We start from the raw sequence: 20528 nt of genomic DNA, 5'->3' as shown, positions 1-20528 counted from the left end.
AGCCCTACGAGGCGCACGAGCCCCGCGGGACCATGAACCGCTCGGGACCTACGAGCCCCCCGAGCCATACGAGACCGGCCCTGCGAGATGCACGAGCCATAGAGGCCCACGGGACCACGACCCGCGAGCCTTACGAAACCCACGAGCCCTGAGCGCTACCAACCTTGCGGGACCCACGAGGCGCATGACCCCGTACGAGGCGCATAACCCCGCACGAGCCCCGAGCCATCCGACCCGCAAGAAATCCGTTCCGCGAACGCCCCTCGGCCAAGCCTGGGCGGGTGCCTGGGCGGATCCCCCGCGCCCAGGCACGGCAACGCCATCCCGGAGTTGCCCTCCGCCTGACGGCCGCTGCTCCCCATCCGGCTTCTCGGCGTAGCGCCAGAAAGCCGCCTCACCGGCGGAACGGCCGCCCGTCGTCGAGCATGCGGCGGGCACCCGTCGGGCACGCCGAAGGCCACGCCGTGCGGGTACCGCCGGAACGGCTCCCTGGCCGCCCCCGATGCCCCAGCTGCCCCGGTGCCCCAGGTGCTCCGAGGAACCGGACGCGGCTCAGACGCCGGCGCCCAGCACCGAGTTGATCTGCTGCGGGTCGCCGCAGACGATCAGCAGGGCACCGGCTTGGGCGTGGGCCAGCGGAAGGGCCGAGGCAGCAACGGAAGCGGAACCTCCGTTGACGGCCACGACGACCACGGGGCGGGACGCGGCGCGGGAGGCGACGGCGGCGTCCGTGTAGAAGACGTCGTCGCCGGCATCGTGCTGCGCCCAGTAGGAAGCTTCGCCGAAGGACAACTCGTGCTCGGCCCACGGGTGCTGGGACCCGGTCGTGATCACCAGCACGTCACCGGGGGCACGACCCGAGTCCAGGAGCAGGTCCACCGCCTCGTCGGCGGCGTCGAGCGCGCCCTCGGCCGAGGCCGGGATCAGCTGGATCTGCGGGGTGACCGCCGTGGTGGCGGGAGCGGCCGGACCCGACGGGCCCGGCGTGGCGGGACCCACGTCACGCGGCGCGCGCTGCACCGGCGGCGCGGGCCTCGGAGGGCCGGGGCGACCGGGGCGGGACGGAGCCGCGGGGCGGGGGCCGGGTACGGGGCGGGGGGTCGGCGCGGTGCGGCCGCTGGCCGGAGTGGCGCGGGGACCCTGGGCACTCTCGTGAATCTGAGGCTCCTCGGGAATGAGAGGCATGAGCTGATATTTATCAAACATTGGTGCGGCGTGGGTGACCGGGGGGCACATCAGTGCGACCGGAACCGTCAGAAATCGAAGCCGAGCTGACCCTCGATTTCCGGAACGCCTCCGTCCGCCCAGCTGCGGACCTTCTTGAGGTGCCGCCACTGAGGCAACGCATCAAGATACGCCCACGACAAGCGGTGGTACGGGGTGGGCCCCCACTCCGCCAGTGCGGCCTTGTGCACGGGCGACGGATACCCGGCGTTGTCCGCAAAACCGAAGTCTGCATGGTCGATACCCAGTTCGGCCATCAATTTGTCGCGCTGGACCTTGGCTATCACGGACGCCGCGGCGACAGCCACACAGGACCGGTCGCCCTTGATCACCGTACGCACCCTCCAGGGGGCGCCCAGGTAGTCGTGCTTCCCGTCGAGGATCACGGCGTCGGGGCGTACCGGCAGGGTGTCCAGGGCGCGGACCGCGGCGAGCCGCAGTGCGGCCGTCATCCCCAGGTCGTCGATCTCCTCGGGGGAAGCATGCCCCAGCGCATAGGCCGTCACCCACGTGTGCAGGACGTCGGCCAGTTCCGTGCGCCGCTTGATCGTCAGCAGCTTGGAGTCGGTCAGCCCCTCGGGCGGACGGCGGAGCCCGGTGATCGCGGCACAGACGGTGACGGGCCCGGCCCAGGCGCCGCGCCCCACCTCGTCGACACCGGCAATGACCTTCGCTCCGGTCGTGGCGCGCAGGGAGCGCTCGACGGTGTGAGTAGGTGGTTCGTACGGCATGGCGCCCTTAGCGTACGCCGCCCGGATCGCCACCCGACACCCTGGTCACCGGACCGCCGCACCGTTCGTCGACGTGCCGGCTCAGCCTCCGCGGGGCCAGAGCAGCGGAAGCATCAGCTGGTCGATCATCTCCTCCAGGTCCTGGTCGCTCCATTCGCTTGCACACATCTTTGAGCGGTACATCATCATGGCCGGGATGGCGTCGAAGACATACCCGTTGGCCGCGTCCGGCCGAACTTCTCCCCGCTCTATTCCACGGATGATGACGTCACTGAGGAGCTTGACGGTCGGCTCCACCACACCGCCGACGATCACCTCCTGGAAGCGCTCCGCCTGGGTCTGATCGCATTCGTGAATCACAGAGCGCAGCGCGACACCGGGGCGCGAGTACATGATCCGCCGCACCTGCCGGCACAGGGCGAGGAGGTCCTCGCGCACGCTGCCGAGGTCCGGGGCCGTCTCGACCCGGGGCAGTCCGGCGACCAGGGCGTCCGCGACGAGGTCCTCCTTGGACGGCCAGCGGCGGTACACCGCGGCCTTGCCGGTCTGGGCACCGGCCGCGACTCCTTCCATGGTCAGCCCTTTCCAGCCGACCTCGCCGAGCTGCTCCAGCGCGGCATCGAGGATCGCGCGTTCCAGCACCACGCCGCGCCGGCGAGGGGAAGCCGCGCGAGCGTGAGCGGCCGTCCAGCGCGAGGTATCCATCTGTGTCTCTCCAACGAACAAGGGAAGCGGGGATTCCGGGGCGGGCGGCACCGCGCCGCAGCAACAGGGGGACGCGAGGCGGGGCGCCGGGACAGTGAACGCGAGCGTTCACTCATGCCTTCATGGGGACATCACGGTGACGACCTCTCAGCCGCTTCAGGAGCCAAGGCCGGGCGCGGGCCACCGGGACCACACCCTCGACCAGCATGTCAGGCGACGACGGCTCTTTCGACGGTTCGGGCCCCGGCACGGCCTGAAACGTCCGGAACACCACCGACACCACCCCCGCTCACCCCCCACGCCATCCCCCGCGCCACCCCGTCGGCCTGCCGTGAGAATCCGCCATCGGCGCGCCGCCCTTCTCAACCCCTGGCGCCGCTTTCAGGTCAACTCCCTTAGAGAACGCTTGCGTTCACGAAGCAGCGCTCGCTATCGTCGCGACTAGTGAACGCATGCGTTCACTATCTCGTCTCTGGGGGATATCTGTGACGCACGATCAGATACAAACGCAGTCACCCGCACCCGCCCTGCCGGGTCCGGGCAAGCGCTCATCACATCCGGGCATCGCGCTCGCGGTCATCGCCGCCTGCCAGCTGATGGTCGTGCTCGACGCCACCATCGTGAACATCGCACTGCCCCACATCCAGACCGCGCTGAACTTCTCCACGACCAATCTGACCTGGGTGGTCAGCGCCTACACCCTCACCTTCGGCGGTCTGCTGCTGCTCGGCGGACGGGCCGGGGACATCCTCGGACGCCGCAGGGTCTTCATCACCGGCATCCTGCTCTTCACCTTCGCCTCCCTGCTCGGCGGACTGGCCCAGGAACCCTGGCAGCTGCTCGCCGCGCGGGTCCTCCAGGGCGTCGGCGGCGCGATCGCGTCGCCCACCTCTCTCGCGCTCATCACCACGACGTTTCCGGAGGGTCCGGAGCGCAACCGGGCGTTCGGTATCTTCGCGGCCGTCTCCGCGGGCGGCGGCGCGATCGGGCTCCTGGCCGGCGGACTGCTCACCGACTGGCTCGACTGGCGCTGGGTACTCTTCGTCAACGTCCCCATCGGCATCCTCATCGCCGCTCTCGCCCCGCGCTACATCAGCGAGTCCGAACGCCACCCCGGCCGCTTCGACCTCACCGGCGCACTCACCTCGACGCTCGGCATGGTCGCGCTGGTCTACGGGTTCATCAGGGCGGCGTCCGACGGCTGGCGGGACTCGCTGACGCTCGGCGCGTTCGGCGCGGCCGTGGTGCTGCTCGCCGCCTTCATGCTCGTCGAGAGCCGCGCCAAGGAACCGATCACCCCCCTGCGGATGTTCGCCGACCGCAACCGCTCCGGGACGTACGTCATCATGATCAGCCTCGCCGCGGCCATGTTCGGCATGTTCTTCTACATAGTGATCTTCGTGCAGAACGTGCTGGGCTACTCCCCCATCCGCGCCGGCCTGGCCTTCCTGCCCGTCACCGCGGTCATCGCGATCGGCGCGGGCATATCGCAGCGACTGCTGCCGGTGCTCGGCCCCAAGCCGTTCCTGATGACCGGCACCACCCTCGTCGCCGTCGGCCTGGCCTGGCAGTCCCTGATCGACTCGGGCAGTTCCTACGTCAGCGGAGTGCTCGGCCCGATGCTGGTCTTCGGCTTCGGCATGGGACTCAACTTCGTCACCCTCACCGTGACCGCCGTCTCCGGCGTCGCCCAGCACGAAGCCGGCGCGGCCTCCGCCGTGCTCAACACCACGCAGCAAGTGGGTGGTTCACTCGGCCTCTCCATCCTGACCACCGTCTTCGGCTCGGCCAGCCGCGACGAGGCGACCAAGCAGGCGGCATCGTTCATGTCCCGGGCCACACCGGAGCAGAAGGCCACGTTCGCCAAGTCCCACCAGCTGCCCGCCCCGTGGAGCCACGAGGTACTCGCACACGGCATCTCGGCGGCCTTCGTACCGGCCGCCGCCATGGCCGTCCTCGCGTTCGCCGTCGCCACGGCCGTCATACGCGTCCGCAAGAGCGACCTGGAGGCCCTCAGCGGAGCGGGGGGCGCCCCGGCCGTGTGACCAGCCGCCGTACCTCCCCGGTCACGGCGTCCGTGACCGATCGTCCCGCCCCGCGGGGCCGTCGGTCCACGGGCGTCGTGCGGCGCGGGAACACCGCGGATCAACGGGCACTGCTCCCGGAGGAAACCCGGGACTATGGTTACTGGGCATGTGGTTTGGAGAGCCGCCCGAGGGCGAGCGGAACCCTCACAGCCAGCACAGCGGGAACCGGGCAAAGGCCGTGGCGGTCGCCGCGGCCGCGGTCGTGGTCCTGGGCGTCGGCGTCACCGGCTCACTGGTCCTGGGCGGCTCGAAGGACGACAGCGCCGACGGCGGCAGCACGCACACGAAGGCGCCCACAAGTGCCCCGCCGAGCGCCACCGCCTCGGCGCCGGCGTCGAAGGACCCGCGCGGCGGCGCGACCGGGAGACCCACCGTCCCGGGCTGGAAGGTCGTCGTCAACCCCGACTTCGGCACAGCCTTCGACGTGCCGCCCGACTGGGACGTCAAGCCACCGGAGACGATGATCGGCTTCGACGACAGCAAGCTCGACTACGACGACCCCAAGAACTGGGGCAAGTTCGTCGTCGCCATGGGCGCACCGGCGATCGACCAGGAGAACTGGTGCCTGTCCGACAGCGACAAGGACGGGCTCGTGGACAGAACCCCGCTGGCGGCGGCGGGCACCAAGGGTGCCAAGGGTGCCAGGAGCACCGGCGACGCCGCCCTGAGCCAGGTGGCCCTGTGGGTGTACGGCGGTTACACACAGCCCGACAAGAAGAGCATCGTCGCCGACAGAACGGCGAAGCCGTACACGACCAGGTCCGGCATCAAGGGCGACACCGCCTGGGCCCGGTCCAGGCACACACCCGCGAAGGGCAGGTGCGCGAGCGACGGCAAGGCCGTCACCTTCGCCTTCAGGAACTCCGCCGGTGACCTCGTCGCATGGAACCTCTTCGGCGCCACGGGCGTGAGGGGTGAGCTGCCGGACTCGACGATCATGAAGATCCTCAGCACGGTACGCCTCCACGGCAAGCCGAAGGAATCCTGAGCCGGGTCCGGCGGCGGCGGGACACCGATGAGTACAGTGGGAAGGGCGACGACGGGGGCGGACGCACATGGAGAGGCAGACGGGGTCAGGCCGTGAGCCGCAGATCACCAACACCGCGGTCGACTGCACGGCCGAGTATCTGATCCAGATCGGCATCCTCCAAGGCGACCTCAATGTCACCGTGCGAGGGGACGCGGCCGTTGACGACGCCCCGCTGGCCGCGGCCGAGCGGAGACTCGCGCGCAGCCTCCTGTACCGCTGGCGGGCCGAGGCCGACGCCTGGGACATGACCGACCCGCAGCCACTGCCCGTGCGCTGGACACCCAGCCGCCGGGTGGCGTCCGCCGGTGAGTACCTACCGGCGGGCTCCGGGACGGACACCATCGCCGGGGCGTTCCTGAGGCTCGGGCCACGGCGGCGGCTGGTCGTGCTCGGCACCGCGGGCTCCGGCAAGACCGTGCTGTCCGTCCTGCTCACCCTCGAACTGCTCGCCCGCCGGCTCACCCAGGGCGAGCACGACGTACCGATCCCGCTCGTGCTGTCCCTGGAGTCCTGGGACACCCGGCGGCAGTCGCTGACCGAGTGGCTCGTGGACCGGCTGCACCAGGACCACCCCGGTCTGCCGCCCGTGGACGGGGCCCACCCGGCCCGCCGGCTGGTCCTGGACCGGCGGGTGCTCCCGGTCCTCGACGGCCTCGACGAACTCCCCGCGCACCGCCGCACCGAGGTCCTCGACGCCCTCAACACCGGCCTGGGCGGCGACGGGGACGCCGTACTGATCTCCCGCACGGGCGAGTACGCCGACCTCGACGGGACGGGCAAGGGCCTGCGGCACGCCACCGTCATCGAGTCGCTGCCGCTACGCCCCGACGAGGTGGCGGAGTACCTCCGCAGGGCCCGGCCGCGGGCCCGTGCCGCCGCCTGGGCCGACCTGCTGGACACCCTCCGCAGCCAGCCCTCCGCGCCCGTCTCGTGGGCCCTGACCAGTCCCCTGATGGTGTGGCTGGTGCGCCGCTCGTACGATCAAACCCCCTCTGGCCCGGGCGAGTTGCTGGAACGGGAGCGCTTCCCCACCCGGGAGGCCGTCGAGGCGCACCTGCTCGACCGGATCGTGCCCGCCGCGTTCCGCGCGCGGCCGCCGGACCCCGGCCGGCTGCACCCGCCGCGCGCCTGGGACGCCGAACGGGCCGACGCCTGGCTGTCGTACCTGGCGCTGCTGCTCAGCCGCCGGGAGGAGTCCGAGCTCGCCTGGTGGCGGCTGTACGCGGCGCCGCTGCCCCGGCTGCTGGCGGTACCCGCGCTGCTGACGGCCGGCATCCTGCTGTCCCTCGTCATCCGGGTGCCCATGTCCGGTTACGCGAAGGCCTCCGGGATCGGCGACCTCAGCGTGACGACCGACGTGATGTTCGGCGTCGTCCTTGCGGCCCTCGCCCGGACCGTCACCGCGGGCTGGTTCGGCCAGCGGCTCGCCGAGCCCCGCCGCAGCGCCAACCCGCTGCTGTTCATCCACGCACTGCGTTCCATCGACCGGCACGCGCGGGTCGGCCCACAGGTCCGCCTCGCGGCACTCACGGGCGGCCCCGCCCTCGTCGTCCTCCTCCTCGTGCTGTACGTCTTCGTGACGCCGGACCCGTCCCTGGTCGCCCTCGCGGTCGGTTCCGTGCTGCCGGTCCTGCTCATGATCGTGTACGCGGCACCCGCCGACACCGTGGACGCCGCCACCCCGAGCGAACTCCTGCGCGGTGAACAGACCGCGCTCGTCACGACGCTGACGCTGGTGGCTCCCCTCATCGGGGTCGGCGCCGGTTCGTTCTTCTGGCTCGACGCGCACGGTACGGGCAGCTGGTGGCCCGCGTTCGCGGCCTGGGCCGGTGCCTCCGCGATGTTCGTGCTGCTCAGTCCGTGGAGCCGCTGGTTCCTCGCCAAGTGCTCCCTGGCGGCGGCCGGGCGGGTGCCCTGGACGCTCATGACCTTCCTCAGGGACGCGCGGACGGCGGGCCTGCTGCAGCTGTCGGGCGGCACGTACCGGTTCCGCAACCGCAGGCTGCAGGATCACCTGGCGGGAAGGCGCGCCCAGGAGGGGAGCACCGTGGCCGTCCCCGAACTGCCGCGCGTCCCCGCGCTGACGGACTCCCGGCACTTCACGGTGGAGAGCACCGCGGCCCATTACCACCTGCGCGGCAGCTCGCGCCGGCTTCCGCTGGCCCACTGGGCAGTGCTGGGCCCCGTGCTGAGCGTCTTCCTCGTGCGCTTCAGCGTGAGCGGCCAGTGGCAGCACTCCATCAACTGGCTGGCGATGCTGGGCCTGCCCTTCCTCGGCACCCTGATCACCGTGATCGGCTTCCTCATGCCGCGTCGGCGGATCGAGCTGGAGCTCACCCGGGACGGCGTCACCTCCGTCACGGGGCGCAGGCACCGCTTCTACAGATGGCAACACGTCGCGGAGATCACCGTGCGCCGGATGGTCTTCCGGGGCCGGGACGCGGGCTTCTACGCCCTCCAGGTCCGGCTGGCCCCCGGCGCCCCGCGCCCACCGCGCCGCTCCCGCACGGGCGACGGCTGGTACCTGGTACTGCCGCTCGGTTTCACCCGGCACGTCGACGACCAGCTGGGCACGGCCCTGGCCGACTTCGCCGGGCCGCGCTGGACACGCTGAGGCCCTCAGCAGAGCGACTCGGACCCTCCGGCGGCCGTGAGCAGGGCCAGGCAGCGGGACGTCACCGTGTGCCCGTCCTCGGTGGCGTCGACGCCGTAGACGACGGGGGCGTGGCCCTCGGCGCCGCTCGGCGCCGTGAAACGCCAGCGCGCCTCGTACGTCTCCTCGGCCCGCAGCACGCGAGGCGGGCGGCGCACGAGCGTGGCGTGCCAGCCCGCGGGCAGCAGGGGCGGTCGCAGCACGATGGCGAGGTCGCGGGCGGTGGCGTTCTCGACGCGGAGCCGGCCACCGTCCGCCGGGTGCAGGCGCAGGGCGTCGGAGCTGGTCCAGCGGATGTTGAACTCGCGCAGGCGCAGCTTGTTCGCCTGGCCCTTGTCCAACAGGCCGCCCAGACCGATGCGGAGGGAGTCGACGGTGTGCCGGAAGGGTATGTCATAGCCGTACGTCTTGCCGAGGCCGTGATTGTCGCTTCCCGCTGTGAGGGCGTGCCCGTAACCGGAGCCGGAGTCCCGGACGTCGTCTGCGCCGACCTGGCCTTCCAAGTCGAAGTCCAACAACAAGGGCCCGTCGACGGTGTCCGGGTCGAAGTCCACCGAGACCTCGCTCAGCGGCAGCGGCATTCCGAAGTCGACCCGCAGCCAGTTGTGCTTCTTCGGAGCGCCGGTGACCGACCAGTATCCGGCGTGCCCGGGCAGTGCCGCCGAGGGCGGATGCCCCGGGGCCGCGTAACTGACGCTCAGCTTCGGCCAGTCACGGTTCGCGGTGGCCATGAGGTCGACCTGGTGGACGGAACCGCTGAGCGGGTGCCGCCACTTGTCGTAGGCGGCGGGCAGACCGAGGAACGCGTGCGGTGGCAGGGCGCCCGCCTGCAGGAGGACCAGGACGAGCGGCACGGCCAGGAACCCGGCGAGGTGGGCGAGCAGGAGGCTGTGGCGGGCCACGCGGTGGCGTGGCGGCCGGACCGCGGCACCCGCGGGGCGGCGCACCGGCGGTGGGTCGATGCTGCCGCCCGGGCCCGGGGTGCCGCGGGTTGCGGCCAGCCACTGCGGGACCCCGACGAGCGTGGAGGCCGGGACGCACCGCACGGGGATGCCCGTGGCGTCCAGGGCGCGCAGCAGATGGCCGCCGTCGGCCGCTTCCAGCTCGGCGCGTACGGCAGTGTCGTCGCCCTGCCGGACCCGGGTGTACAGCAGCGCGAGACGGCGCGGGCGCCGGCGCGCGGGCAGGGCGCTCAGGACGTGCAGGACACGGGTGACGGCCTGCACGGCGGCGCTGTGTGCCGCCGGGTCGTCCACCACCAGCAGCAGTCCGTCCGCCCGGCCCAGCACCTCCAGCCGGGCGACCGACTCCTGACTGCGGTACACGTCACCGGCCGGGTCGTACCAGAGCAGGGGCGCACGGCCCGAACGCACCAGCGGCGGTTCGATCCCGGGCGGGGCGCCCAGTTCGGTCAGGCCCTGCCGGTGGACGCCGGTGCGCTGCGCGGGGCCACCGACGAGCACCACGGCCCTGGCCCGCTCGTATCCGGCGGGCAGGGGGCTCTCGCAGTGCGGGCAGCACGCGTCCAGACGGCGGGCGCCGAGAACGGCGGGGAGGCGGGTGCCGCAGCGGCAGCGGTGGTACAGCGCGCCGTAGCGGTTCGGGGCCAGCGCACCGTGGCGGGCGCCGCAGCGCGGGCACAGGCGTACGGGCCGCGCCACGGTGCGGCCGCAGCGTGTGTACGGGCATGGCGCCGGCCCGTGGCGCAGTGCGCGTCCCACCCGCTCGACCGCGGCCCACATCGCCCACCACGGCGTCCACAGCGCGCAGCACAGGGCCCAGAACAGGAGCGAGAACAGCACCGGGAGGAGGCTCAGCGCGGTCGCGGTCAGGATGACGGCGGTCATCGTGACCACGAGGACCGGTCCCAGGACGACCGCCAGGACACGCTGTCCCCACCTCGTGCCATGCCGCGACTGGCGGGCGGACTCCCCCACGCAGCGGTCCATGAACCGCTCGGCGTCGCTCATCAGCCGGGTGTGCTCTTCGAGACCGTCCCACCAGGCCGCGCGCAGGTCTCGCAGCGCGGTGACGCGGACGTAGGCGGGGGTGGCCGGTTCGCCGTCCGGGGCGGGCGCGACGCCGGCCGCCGCCCCGAACGTCCGCCAGACGATGGCCAGTTGGGACAGCACGAGACGGGGCAGGGTCACCAGCACACCGTGGCCGACGATCAGGGCGGCCAGCATGCCGACCATCAGGAGGAGAACGACGGGGTTGGCCACCACTCACTCCTTCTCCCGCGCGGACCCGCGCCGCCACGGCAGCCGTGGCCCCCGTTCCCGCTCGGGCTCCGGCCCCTCGGCTCGCACGAGGTCGCGCAGGGCCTCGTAGGTCTCCGTCTCCTCCCACAGCCCCCGCCGGTACAGCCGCAGGATCCTCAGGCCGGCCCGGCGCGGCTCTCCGGGTGCGCGGCGCAGCACGTGCAGCGCGGTGCCGGGGGCTTCGGCGAGCACGTCCTGCGCCCCGTCCGGTGCTCCGTCGGCGAGGGAGGCGAGGAAGGCACACGCCTCGGCGTCCAGTACCTCGGCCCGCGACTCGCCGGCGGCCTCCAGCGCGGCGAGCAGCCCCGCCAGGACGGCGCCCCGGTAGGGCTCGGACAGCGACGCGAGCGCGGCCCGTACGTCGCCCAGTGGTGCCGTCAGAGCGGCGAGGCGGTGTTCGGCCGCGTCCCGGACGCGCGCGGCCGGGACACCCGCCGCCTGCGGCCGCAGCTCCGCCACCGCCCGTACGAAACCCACGAGCCCAAAGTCCTGCGAGTCCGCCGCGGCAAGGAGCCCGGCCGTGCCGTCCGGCGCGAGCAGGGCGCACGCGGCCCGCAGCCGCCGAACGCCCGCCCCGGCGTCCTCGTCGGGGGCCGCCTCCCACAGGTCGGCCACCGCGTCCACCACGTCCAGCCGCCCGCTGCCCCACGCGTCCGCGAGGAAGCGCGCCGTCGCGCACGGCTCCGGGCCTCCGTCCTCCGCCGGCCCGTCGAGATCGAACACCGGGGCCGGCGCCCGTTCCCCCGTTTCCCGCCGTGTTCCGGTCAGATGACGGTGGTCGTCCTCCGGCCGCGCCGTGTACGTGGTGAACGTCAGACGGGCGGTCAGACCCGCCGGGAGGGTGTAGGAGACCGCGGCGATCCAGTCGACGACACGTTCCGGGTCCGCGGAGACCAGGGTCGCGCCCGTGCCCTCGCCGGCGAGCGCCCGCAGGGCCACGGCGAGCAGCCGCGCCAGGCGGCGGACTCCCGCTGCACCGGTGGCGTCCAGCAGCCGGCGGACCCGGTCGGGCCCCACGGCGCTTCCGGGCACGAGTTCGGCCAGGTCGGGCAGGGCGTGGCCGTCGTCGGGCGCGGGGGACGGTGCCCACTGCGGGGTGTCCCACAGCTCGATCGGACGCAGGCCCGCCAGTTCGCCGGGGTCGGCGCACAGGGCGTGGCAGAAGTGGTTGCCGAGGCGTCCGGTGTAGTCCCGGCCGGTGAAGCGGGTGCGGGTCAGTACGGCCGTGCCGTCGTCGGGGCGGTCGTAGGCGAACGCCACGGGGTGTTCGGCGGGCCGGAGGGCGCCCGGCGGGGGCGTGTACCCCGTCAGGGGGCGCAGGACACCGAGCGCGGGGCGGGCCGCCGGGGAGACGGCGGTGAAGCGGAAACCGCCGTGGCGGCCGGCGGCCGACGGCGCGGCCGAGGTGTAGTGGGCCTGCCCGGCCATGCCGGTCACCCCCGTCCCCGGTCGAGGGAGCCGAAGCGGTGCAGCAGCCACATCAGCGGGTCCTCCACGCGGTGCGGCCGTACGACGCCGCCGTGGCCGAGGCCGCCGCCGCGCTGGGGCGCGGTGCCGAGCGTGGAGAGGGCGAACAGCTGGTAGTCCGTGCAGAACCGGCGCAGCCGCGCGTCGAGTTGGTGTTCCTGCCAGCGGTTCAGCAGGGCCTGGACTTCGGCGTGGACGGCGGCACGGTCGTCGGCGTCGAAGACGGGTCCGGGGCGGCGGGTGCGGTGCAGGGGGGAGTTGTCCGGCAGGTGGGGCCACAGCAGGTCGGCCTTGGTCAGGGCGACGGCGACCGGCACGGTCACCTTCCCGCCGCCGCCCAGGTGGCCGAGCGTCCGCGCCAGTACCTCGCCGGACCGGCCCGGTACCCCGTCCCCGTCCTTCAGGGGGGCGCCGGGCAGGTCCTGCGGGTCGATGAGGACGACGACGGCGTCGGCCGCGGTGAGGTAGCGCAGTTGGGTCTCCATGCGGTCCCGTGAGGTGAAGTGCTCGCCCGCGGTGTCGAGGAACACCAGGGTCAGCACCTGCTCGCGGGTGCGCCCGAAGCGGCCGCGCCGGGTGCGGCCGAGGCGGTGCACCAGGGGCCGGCCGCCGTCGTGCTCGGCGGTCTTGGGGACGGTGTGCTGCTCCTCGTACAGGTGCCGCTCGTACCGCTCGTGGTAGTCGGCCATGGTGTCGTCGTCGCAGGGCAGCAGGGCCGCGTCGAGTTCGGCGCCGAGGCGGTGCAGCAACTCGTGCACGAGGACGGCGATGTAGGTGCTCTTGCCCGAGCTGACGGGGCCCGCGAGCGCCACCAGTTTCCCGGGGGTGCGCAGATAGCCCTCCGGCAGCCGGCTCCCGCAGGCCGTGCAGCGCAGCCGGGTGGCGGTGCGGCCGCAGGCGCGGCACACCGCCGAACCGGTCCGGGGGTCGGCGGACTTCAGGCCCTTGCCGTCGGCGCAGGCGGCGGCGCCGCTCACGCAGACGTACGCGATCTGCGCCCTGGTGACGTTCCGGAAGCAGTGCGGGCACACCCAGGTGCGACGGCGCGTCGGTCTCATGTCCCTGCCCCCTGGGTGATCTTGAGCGTGTGGTGCGGGGGGTCCCGCAGGACGAGTCCCTCACCGACGGCGAAGCAGCGCAGCCAGCCACCCGGGCCGCGGGGCAGCCGCGCCGACAGCCGCACGTCCCGTCCCGGGCCGAGCTCCGTCTCGGCGAGCTCCGCGAGGACGTCACCGTCGGCGGGCTCCAGCGGCCAGACCGGGCCGTGGGAGCGCACCAGCAGCAGTCGCTCGGCCCGTACGGGGGCGGGCGCGGTGAACACGGCGGTGACCGTGCGCCGTCCGGGCATGCCGTGCCGCTGAAGCCGGTAGCCGGCGTCGGTGCGCGCGGGCAGCACCGCCGTGCTCGGCGGCCCGTACGCGCGCAGCCCGCCGAGCACGGCCACCGGCCGCACCTCGACCTCCACCCGGGCGCCGTCCGCGACGGGCAGCCGTACGCCCGCCTCGTGCCGGTAGGCGGCCCGGCCGACGGTGCGCCGCCGCTCGTCCTGCTCGCCGGGGGTCCGCCAGGTGACCTCGAACTCGTCGCCGGCGTCGGGCGGCCAGTCGAGGACGACGGCCACGCCCGTGCCGCCGTGCCGGGTGAGGGTGAGGGTGCCGAGGGGCCGGACGGCGGCGACGGCGTGCGCTCCGGTGACGGCACGTTCCCCGGCGACGGTGACCGCCAGCACCACCGTCGGCCGGTCCGGCGGCGGGAACCGCAGCCCCTCGGGGGCGGGCCGGGCCGTGATCGGCCGCCCGGGCAGTTCGGCCGTGCGCAGCCGGGTGCCGGGCGGCCACGGGGGTTCGTCGCCGAGGCCGTACAGGCGCACCTCGCCGCCGGGCGGCGGGTCGAAGGAGGCCAGGAGGTCGCCGTCCACGCGGTGGATCGCCAGGTCCGTGACCGGCTCGGGCGGCCCGAGGGGTGTGGCGGTGAGCGAGACGCCGTCCGTGCGCACGGGCCGCCCGTCCTCGGTGGGGTAGACGACGCGGATGCGGTAGCGGTACGTCGTGCCGTTGGTGAGCCCGCCGTCCGTGAAGCCGTCGGGGCGGGCCGCGACCCATACGTCCTCGCCGTCCGGCCCGGCGCGGACGACCTCGACGGACCGGGCCTGCGCCGGGCAGGTCCAGACGGCGGTGATCACGCGGTCCTCGGGGCGCAGCTGCACGTCGCTGACGTCGGGCCAGTACGTGACGGGTCCGCACACCGCGAGCGGTGAGGGCACGCTGTCGGGTTCGGCGGCCCGGCGCACGGCGACCGCGTAGTACAGCGGGACACAGGGGGGTGCCGAGCGGTCCACGAACGAGGTGGCCCGCGGCGACGGCAGCGGCAGCCCGGTTCCGTCGGCCGGGTCGTGCGGCGGGCGGCGTCCGGTGCGCAGCAGTACGTACTCGGGCTCGCCCGCCGTGGACGGGCTGGGCCGCCATGTCAGGGCGACGCCCGTGCCGTCGGGCGTGGCGGTCAGGCCGGAGACCGGGCGGACCGGGAGGGCCCGGCGAACGGCGTCGGCGCCCGGCACGTCGCGGGCGACGGCCTCCGCCTGTTCCAGCAGCTCCCAGGCCAGGTCGGCGTCCCGGGCCGACAGCCCCCGGGCACGGTCGACCAGGGCGCGGGCCTCGGCCAGCTTCCCCCGCACGTGGGCGACCAGGGCGCGGGCGTCTTCGGGTAACGCGTCGGCGGGCAGGCGGTCGGCGACGGCCGCCGCCTCCGCGAGCCGCCCGTCAGCCGTCAGCCGCCGCAGCCGTCCCTCCAGCGGATTCCCGGCCTCCTCGTGAAGCACCGCGAACACCAGTCGCCGCGCGTCCGGTGCGGCGATCGACAACTCCCCCGTGGCGTGGGCGAGAAGGGTGGCCGGGGTGGCGCGTGCGGCGAGCCTCTCCCGCAGCGGCACCGCCACCTCGGACAACCGCACCCGCGCGAGACCTTCGGCGCCCTGGTCGGCCAGCACCCGGCGCACGGCGGCGCAGACGGCCTGGGCGGCCGTGTGCGCGGCGCTGTGCGGGAGGCGGCCCCAGCGGCGGGCCGCCTCCTCCACGGTCGCGGCATCCACGGGCGGCGCGTCGAAGAGACGCACGGGCTGCGGGGTGCGGCCCCCCGGGGTGCCGGTCGTGAGGAAGTCGTCGAGGTGGCGCAGCCGCAGCACCTCCAGGTGGCGGGCGCAGCGGGCGTAGGCGGGGTGCGGCACGTCCCGGGGCAGCGGGTCCGGTTCGGCGATGCGCAGCCCGAGTCCGGGCAGCAGCGCCCGTACCTGTGCCTCGCTCACCCGGTGTGCCGCGGCGGCTTCCACGACGGTGGCCTCGGCGAGCAGGCCGAGCCCGGCCGCGGCCTCCCGCAGCGTCGCGCCCAGGGCAGCCCGCTCCGACTCGGCCTGCCGGTCGTGCTCGGCCACGGCCGCCCGCAGCGGGCCCGGGTCGCCGCCGGCCGCGGCGTCGAACAGCGGCCGGTGGATGAGGTGTCCGGCTTCGAGCTCCTCGATGACCGGGCGGTATTTGAGGCGGGCGCGGTTGCGGCGCCAGCAGGCGCGGACCGCGGCGACCGTCTCGGTGACCGCGGGCCCGTCCAGGTGCCGTGGCAACTGGTAGCGGGTGCGCAGGTCGTCGGTCACCGGCAGTCCGGCGTCGAGCACCTCGCGCCGGTAGCGCTGCTCGTCGAACGCCACGGCGTGGTCCCCGTCCTTCCGCCGCGTCAGCTGAAGCGCTGGCGGCTCAGAGCGACCCGTGCGGTGGCGACCGCGTCCGGTGTCATGCCCCCGATCTGCACGGTCAGTTCGAGCTTCTCGCCGCTCTCCTTCTCGATGGCGACGACACCGAGGAGCCCGGAGGAGTCCAGCGTGTAGACGCACTGGATGGGCCAGTTCTCGGGTTTGCCCGGCGGAATGGCCAGGTGGCCCTCGGCGACGCAGGTGTTGTGTGCCAGCTCCTCGGACTCCTCCACGCCCGCCTGTTCCATCACGCGGATGCGCACGCCGCGCTGCCCCGCGTGCGTGGTGTAGAACTCGTCGGTCACCGACACGGGCAGGGGGTCGTTGGCGTGCACCAGGTGGAAGACGTAGCGCCGGTCCGTGCCCCGCTCCTGGAGCTGGATGCCGTAGCCGCGCGAGGCCACGGTGGAGATCTGGTACGGGCGGTGGGTGAGGCCCGTCTCCGGTACGTCCGGCGCCTGGTCCGCGGGCAGTTCACCGCTGGAGACGATGTACGCGGCCCGGTCCAGCGCGTAGATCGCGGCGCCGCGGGCCACCGCGAGGTCCGGGTTGTGCAGCCTGGGTTCGAAGCCGAACTGGGTGCGCAGGGCCTCGGCCACCGCGGGCATCTTGGTGGCGCCACCGACCAGCAGCACCTCGTCGAAGCGCGACACCCCGCGCTCGGCGGCCAGCTCGACCGTACGGCGGGTGATGTCGATGGTGCGGTCGAGCAGGTCGCCGGTGAGTTCCTGGAGCTTGTCCCGGGTCAGCTCCACCGCCTCGACCCTGCCCCGGTGCATGACGCGGACGGTGTAGCGCTCCCGGAAGGACAGCGCCTTCTTCGCCTCCTCGGCGTCCTTGCGCAGCTGCGTCTCGGACTGGGGGTCGGACAGCGGGTCGTCGACGTCCGGGAAGCTCTCGCGGAACCGCTCCACCAGGTGCACGACGACGCGGTCGTCGAAGTCGCTGCCGCCCAGCTCCTTCGCGCCGTCCGTGCACAGCACGGTCAGTTCGCGCCCGCGCAGGGTGAGCACCGTGGTGTCGAAGGTGCCGCCGCCCAGGTCGTACACGAGGATGGCCCGGTCCCCGCGCTCCTCGTCGCCGTCCAGGGCGCCGTAGTCGAGCGCGGCCGCGACGGGCTCGGCGACCACGTCGAGGACGCGGAGTCCGGCGATCTCGCCGGCCTTGCGGGTGGCGTCCCGCTCCGCGAGCCCGAAGTAGGCGGGCACGCTGATCACCACGTCGCGCGGCTCCTCGCCGCCGGCGGCCCTCGCGTCCTCGACGAGTTTGCGCAGGATGCGGGCGGAGATCTCCTCGGGTGTGTAGGTGCGGCCGTGGAACTCGCGCGGCACCACCTCGCCCATGTCCCGCTTGATGAGCTGGACGACGTGCTCGGGGTCGAGGACGGTGGCGTCCTTGGCGCTCTGTCCCACGACGACGCTGTCGGCGCTCTCGAAGTAGACGACGGACGGCGTGGTGTCCGCCCCCTCGATGTTGCGCAGCACCGCCGGTCTGCCGACGTCGTCGATCCGTGCGACGCAGGAGTAGGTGGTCCCCAGGTCTATGCCGTACACGGCCATACGGTCTCCCGCCACCGAGACGGCCGCGCTCGCACCCGCCCCGTCTGCTGTTCGTCAGTTGTCAGGTGAGTCGTGCCCTGTGCGCCCGTCGGAGGAGGAAACGTTCACGAGGCATCCGGTTCCCACCGGGACACCACGACGTCGGCCTTGCGCACGACGCGTTCCCCCTGGACGAATCCGGCCGCCACGACGTGCGCCACTGTCCGGTCCCCCTCGGGACCTTCGGCGGCGACGCGGCCCACCGGACGGTGCAACGCCATGTCGAACGCCTCGCCGGGCGGGGGGACGTACCGCTCCACGCCGGTCCTGGCCACGGTGTCCGCCGCCTCGTCGGCCAGCGCGGTCAGCAGGGCACGCAGCTCGTCGACGCCGAGCGGCCCGGTGACGTGGTCCGCCTGGCGCAGGATCTGGTCGTGGAGCCGGATCAGGGAGTGGCGCACGAGATCGAGCGCCGTTTCCATCTCGCCCCGGCGCAGCCTCTCGACCTCGTCGTGCAGCCTCGTCACGACCTCCTCACGGCGCTCGGCGAGCTGCTGCTGACGAGCGAGCGCCGCGGTGAACTCACTTGCGAGCGCGCAGGGTTCGACTCGTTCCGCCACGTCGCTCACAGTAGACCACTGGTGCATGACGCGTCAGCAGAGGCTGTCACCGTCAGCCACCGAGGTTGATGGAGCCGTGGACGTCCCGCGCCTGGACGACGGTGCTCTGGGTGCCCCCGGAGATCGTGTTGTGCACCTCGCCGGTGCCGGTCCGCGTGACCTCCAGGGCCTCGGCCTCCCGCCGCCAGGCCGCGAGGGCCTGGGCGAACGCGGGGTCCTGCCGGGCGCGCCGAGCCAGTACCTCGGCCAGCTCGGTGGCACGCTCCGCGCTGTCGGGTGCGGCGGCGAGGGCGGTCAGCTCGCGCTGGTCGCTCGGCTCCGCTCCCGGACGCCGTCGTCTGACCAGATCCCGCAGGGACGTCCAGATCTGCTCCCCGGCCGCACCCGCGGTGCCGCTGGCCAGGGCCATGAGCAGTTCGGGGGCAATCAGGTCCACGAGGCCCTCCACCGTTTCCCACGAACAGGTCGTGGGCCCAGCGTAAGCCACGGTGGGCCCACGGTGACCGGAATCCGGGAATCCCGCCGTCCAGCGGGTACGACCGGCGGGGCCGTGCGGCATGAGCTGTGGCCCCACTTGGAGCCGTGGCCGGTGAATTGACCTCAATTCTGGGTGAATTGGATTCCGTGGCCGGAACAGTGCGCCTGGCGTGGCCCTTTGCCCGCGATACCATGTGCATGTCGATTAACGCACTCCGCGCTTATTCTTACCGATCCGGAGGTGCGTATTACCAGTTCCATACCCGCCCAGCCGGGTGAGAGGACGCAGTCGAATGGAGAAGCTTCCGGACACGCGCGTGGGCGCGGCCGAACGGGACCGTGCGGTCGGATTCCTCAGTGAGCACATGGCGGCGGAACGGCTGACCAAGGAGGAGTTCGAGACCCGGGTCGACGCGGCGTACCGGGCCACTTCGCAGTCCGATCTCCGCGTCCTCTTCGCCGACCTGCCGGCTCCCGGCTGGGAGGCCGGCGCCTCCGGCGCGGCTCCGGAGGTGGCCGTGCCCGCCGCGGTGCCCGCGCGTGACGCCCTGTCGAGGACGGAGATCGTGGCCAACGCGCTGTTCCCGGCGACCGGGCTGATCGGGATCGTGCTGGCCGTCCTCACCGGTTCCTGGTACTGGCTCCTGCTGCTGCCTCCCGCCGTCTACGGCGTCCGCCAGGCGGCCAGGAAGGCCAGGCGCCGGCGGACGGGTGAAGAAGGCGGCGGAAAGGGCCGGCCGGGCCCCCGGGCACTGGACTAGGACAGGCGCCAGGGAGCCGGCCGGGCGTCACAGCTTGGGCAGGACCTCGTCCACGAAGAGCTTCAGGCTCGGGTGCATGTGTGCGTAGGCCTGCCCCCCGAAGTCGACGTTCCACAGGAACGTGTCGACGCCGTAGGTCTCCCGGAGCTCCAGGATCTGCTCGACGACGGACTCCGGCGAACCGATGACCGCCGTCCCGTTCCGCTTCACGTCGAAGTCGCGGAGGTACTTCATCTCGCGGCCCATGCCCTCGTAACCGACGTAGTCGCTCGACGTGGTGGTCCGCCAGGACTGGGCGGCCTCCGTCCAGACCTGCAGGTACTCACGGTAGAAGGGTTCCGCGACCCGGTAGGCCTCGGCGTCGGTCCGTGCCACGTACAGCGGCGTGCTCATCGCCATGCGCGGGGTGGCGTCGGCGCCGTGGGTGGTCCGGAACACCTCCTTGTAGTGGTCGATCAGATGACGGCCCACCGAGATGTACTGCCGCGCGGGGGCCAGCGCCAGCATCGCGCCGAAGCCCTTCTGCGCGAGCCAGGTGAAGCTCTCCGGCGACTTCACCGCGGCGCCCCAGACCGGAGGGTGCGGCCGCTGGGTGACGTGGGGCAGTGAGTTGGCGTTCCGGTACGAGAAGAACGGCCCGTCCTCGGTGACGTCCTGCTCGGTCCACAGCCGTACGACCGCCTCGATGGTCGACTGGTAGCGCGCGCGGCTCTCGTCCATCGGCACCTTGAAGGTCTCGAACTCGTAGGGCAGCCAGGCGCGTCCGAAGCCGGCGTCGACACGGCCGCCGCTGATGGCGTCCACCTGGGCGATGTGGGCGGCCAGCTGGACGGGGTGGTGGAAGGCCGGCAGGAGCGCGCCCGTCATCAGCCGGATCCTCGACGTCCGGGCCGCGACGGCGGTGAGGAACGTGAGCGGGCTGGGGCAGTAGCCGCCGTAGTCGCCGAGGTAGTGCTCGGTCATCTTGACGTAGCCCAGTCCGGCCTGGTCGCTGAACTCGCTGATGGCGATGGCATCTTTGTAGTACTCGACGGCCGAACGCCGTGCCGGACGGCAGTCGGGAAGCAGGGAGATGCCGTGCTGCATGGGGTCGATCACCTTCACAGTCGTTCTCGGGAATGCGGGCGGGGGGGGGGGGGGGGGGGGGGGGGGGGGGGGGGGGGGGGGGGGGGGGGGGGGGGGGGGGGGGGGGGGGAGGAGAGGGAGGAGGGGGGGAGGGACGGACGCCCGGACGA

General features: G+C 73.1%; 15 protein-coding genes. 4 read left to right on the top strand and 11 right to left on the bottom strand.

The window, feature by feature from the left end; genetic code table 11:
* Positions 1 to 552 precede the first annotated feature (552 nt).
* The 3 genes from ACZ7HQ_RS06330 to ACZ7HQ_RS06320 form a co-directional block, all read right to left on the bottom strand.
* Positions 553 to 1185 (bottom strand): hypothetical protein, encoded by a 633-nt coding sequence (locus tag ACZ7HQ_RS06330; RefSeq protein WP_470985458.1) that lies wholly within the window; start codon positions 1183 to 1185, stop codon positions 553 to 555.
* A gap of 68 nt (positions 1186 to 1253) precedes the next feature.
* Positions 1254 to 1955, bottom strand: coding sequence for a ribonuclease HII (locus ACZ7HQ_RS06325; protein ID WP_470985456.1), 702 nt, complete (start codon positions 1953 to 1955; stop codon positions 1254 to 1256).
* 81 nt (positions 1956 to 2036) lie between these two features.
* Positions 2037 to 2660 (bottom strand): TetR/AcrR family transcriptional regulator, encoded by a 624-nt coding sequence (locus tag ACZ7HQ_RS06320; protein WP_470985453.1) that lies wholly within the window; start codon positions 2658 to 2660, stop codon positions 2037 to 2039.
* 452 nt (positions 2661 to 3112) lie between these two features.
* Between ACZ7HQ_RS06320 and ACZ7HQ_RS06315 the strand changes: the two genes are divergently transcribed.
* The 3 genes from ACZ7HQ_RS06315 to ACZ7HQ_RS06305 all read left to right on the top strand — a co-directional run bounded on the left by ACZ7HQ_RS06315 (position 3113) and on the right by ACZ7HQ_RS06305 (position 8391).
* Positions 3113 to 4705: an MFS transporter gene (locus tag ACZ7HQ_RS06315; protein WP_470985450.1), complete on the top strand. Its 1593-nt coding sequence runs from the start codon at positions 3113 to 3115 to the stop codon at positions 4703 to 4705.
* A 148-nt stretch (positions 4706 to 4853) separates the two neighbouring features.
* Entirely contained in the window at positions 4854 to 5735 is an 882-nt protein-coding gene (locus tag ACZ7HQ_RS06310) for a DUF8017 domain-containing protein (protein WP_470985447.1), read from the top strand.
* A 67-nt stretch (positions 5736 to 5802) separates the two neighbouring features.
* Complete coding sequence (locus ACZ7HQ_RS06305) at positions 5803 to 8391, top strand: NACHT domain-containing protein (RefSeq protein WP_470985445.1); 2589 nt, start codon at positions 5803 to 5805, stop codon at positions 8389 to 8391.
* A 5-nt stretch (positions 8392 to 8396) separates the two neighbouring features.
* Here the strand turns inward: ACZ7HQ_RS06305 and ACZ7HQ_RS06300 are convergent, their stop codons facing one another.
* The 7 genes from ACZ7HQ_RS06300 to ACZ7HQ_RS06270 all read right to left on the bottom strand — a co-directional run bounded on the left by ACZ7HQ_RS06300 (position 8397) and on the right by ACZ7HQ_RS06270 (position 18491).
* Positions 8397 to 10652, bottom strand: coding sequence for a hypothetical protein (locus tag ACZ7HQ_RS06300; protein ID WP_470985443.1), 2256 nt, complete (start codon positions 10650 to 10652; stop codon positions 8397 to 8399).
* Positions 10653 to 10655: 3 nt separating this feature from the next.
* Positions 10656 to 12119, bottom strand: a complete 1464-nt coding sequence (locus ACZ7HQ_RS06295; RefSeq protein WP_470985441.1) for a GAP1-N2 domain-containing protein — start codon at positions 12117 to 12119, stop codon at positions 10656 to 10658.
* A 5-nt stretch (positions 12120 to 12124) separates the two neighbouring features.
* Positions 12125 to 13216, bottom strand: a complete 1092-nt coding sequence (locus ACZ7HQ_RS06290) for a TRAFAC clade GTPase domain-containing protein (protein ID WP_470985439.1) — start codon at positions 13214 to 13216, stop codon at positions 12125 to 12127.
* Positions 13213 to 15855: a fibronectin type III domain-containing protein gene (locus ACZ7HQ_RS06285; RefSeq protein ID WP_470985436.1), complete on the bottom strand. Its 2643-nt coding sequence runs from the start codon at positions 15853 to 15855 to the stop codon at positions 13213 to 13215. The genes ACZ7HQ_RS06290 and ACZ7HQ_RS06285 overlap by 4 nt, the downstream gene beginning before the upstream one ends.
* Positions 15856 to 15881: 26 nt before the next feature.
* Positions 15882 to 17456 carry an Hsp70 family protein gene (locus tag ACZ7HQ_RS06280; RefSeq protein ID WP_470985433.1) on the bottom strand — a complete coding sequence of 525 codons (1575 nt, stop codon included), beginning with the start codon at positions 17454 to 17456 and terminating at the stop codon, positions 15882 to 15884.
* A gap of 104 nt (positions 17457 to 17560) precedes the next feature.
* Positions 17561 to 18055 (bottom strand): nucleotide exchange factor GrpE, encoded by a 495-nt coding sequence (locus ACZ7HQ_RS06275; protein ID WP_470985431.1) that lies wholly within the window; start codon positions 18053 to 18055, stop codon positions 17561 to 17563.
* Positions 18056 to 18107: 52 nt separating this feature from the next.
* Positions 18108 to 18491 carry a hypothetical protein gene (locus tag ACZ7HQ_RS06270; protein WP_470985428.1) on the bottom strand — a complete coding sequence of 128 codons (384 nt, stop codon included), beginning with the start codon at positions 18489 to 18491 and terminating at the stop codon, positions 18108 to 18110.
* 334 nt (positions 18492 to 18825) lie between these two features.
* Between ACZ7HQ_RS06270 and ACZ7HQ_RS06265 the strand changes: the two genes are divergently transcribed.
* On the top strand, positions 18826 to 19293 hold the full coding sequence (locus ACZ7HQ_RS06265) for a DUF1707 SHOCT-like domain-containing protein (protein WP_470985426.1): 468 nt from the start codon (positions 18826 to 18828) through the stop codon (positions 19291 to 19293).
* 27 nt (positions 19294 to 19320) lie between these two features.
* On the opposite strand, the gene ACZ7HQ_RS06260 is transcribed toward ACZ7HQ_RS06265, so the two are convergent.
* A complete protein-coding gene (locus ACZ7HQ_RS06260) occupies positions 19321 to 20379 on the bottom strand; it encodes an LLM class flavin-dependent oxidoreductase (protein WP_470985423.1) in 1059 nt (352 codons plus the stop codon).
* Between the last annotated feature and the right edge of the window lie 149 nt (positions 20380 to 20528).

Source organism: Streptomyces sp. NPDC037290 (assembly GCF_055603245.1).
Note: the sequence above shows the minus strand (reverse complement) of the source record. Positions and strands in the feature narration are given on the sequence as shown.

What these genes read in the sequence shown, in the direction of transcription:
- ACZ7HQ_RS06330 (WP_470985458.1), bottom strand. Translation starts at nt 1,185, where the DNA reads ATGCCTCTCATTCCCGAGGAGCCTCAGATTCACGAGAGTGCCCAGGGT.
- ACZ7HQ_RS06325 (WP_470985456.1), bottom strand. Translation starts at nt 1,955, where the DNA reads ATGCCGTACGAACCACCTACTCACACCGTCGAGCGCTCCCTGCGCGCC.
- ACZ7HQ_RS06320 (WP_470985453.1), bottom strand. Translation starts at nt 2,660, where the DNA reads ATGGATACCTCGCGCTGGACGGCCGCTCACGCTCGCGCGGCTTCCCCT.
- ACZ7HQ_RS06315 (WP_470985450.1), top strand. Translation starts at nt 3,113, where the DNA reads ATGCGTTCACTATCTCGTCTCTGGGGGATATCTGTGACGCACGATCAG.
- ACZ7HQ_RS06310 (WP_470985447.1), top strand. Translation starts at nt 4,854, where the DNA reads ATGTGGTTTGGAGAGCCGCCCGAGGGCGAGCGGAACCCTCACAGCCAG.
- ACZ7HQ_RS06305 (WP_470985445.1), top strand. Translation starts at nt 5,803, where the DNA reads ATGGAGAGGCAGACGGGGTCAGGCCGTGAGCCGCAGATCACCAACACC.
- ACZ7HQ_RS06295 (WP_470985441.1), bottom strand. Translation starts at nt 12,119, where the DNA reads ATGGCCGGGCAGGCCCACTACACCTCGGCCGCGCCGTCGGCCGCCGGC.
- ACZ7HQ_RS06290 (WP_470985439.1), bottom strand. Translation starts at nt 13,216, where the DNA reads ATGAGACCGACGCGCCGTCGCACCTGGGTGTGCCCGCACTGCTTCCGG.
- ACZ7HQ_RS06280 (WP_470985433.1), bottom strand. Translation starts at nt 17,456, where the DNA reads ATGGCCGTGTACGGCATAGACCTGGGGACCACCTACTCCTGCGTCGCA.
- ACZ7HQ_RS06265 (WP_470985426.1), top strand. Translation starts at nt 18,826, where the DNA reads ATGGAGAAGCTTCCGGACACGCGCGTGGGCGCGGCCGAACGGGACCGT.
- ACZ7HQ_RS06260 (WP_470985423.1), bottom strand. Translation starts at nt 20,379, where the DNA reads ATGCAGCACGGCATCTCCCTGCTTCCCGACTGCCGTCCGGCACGGCGT.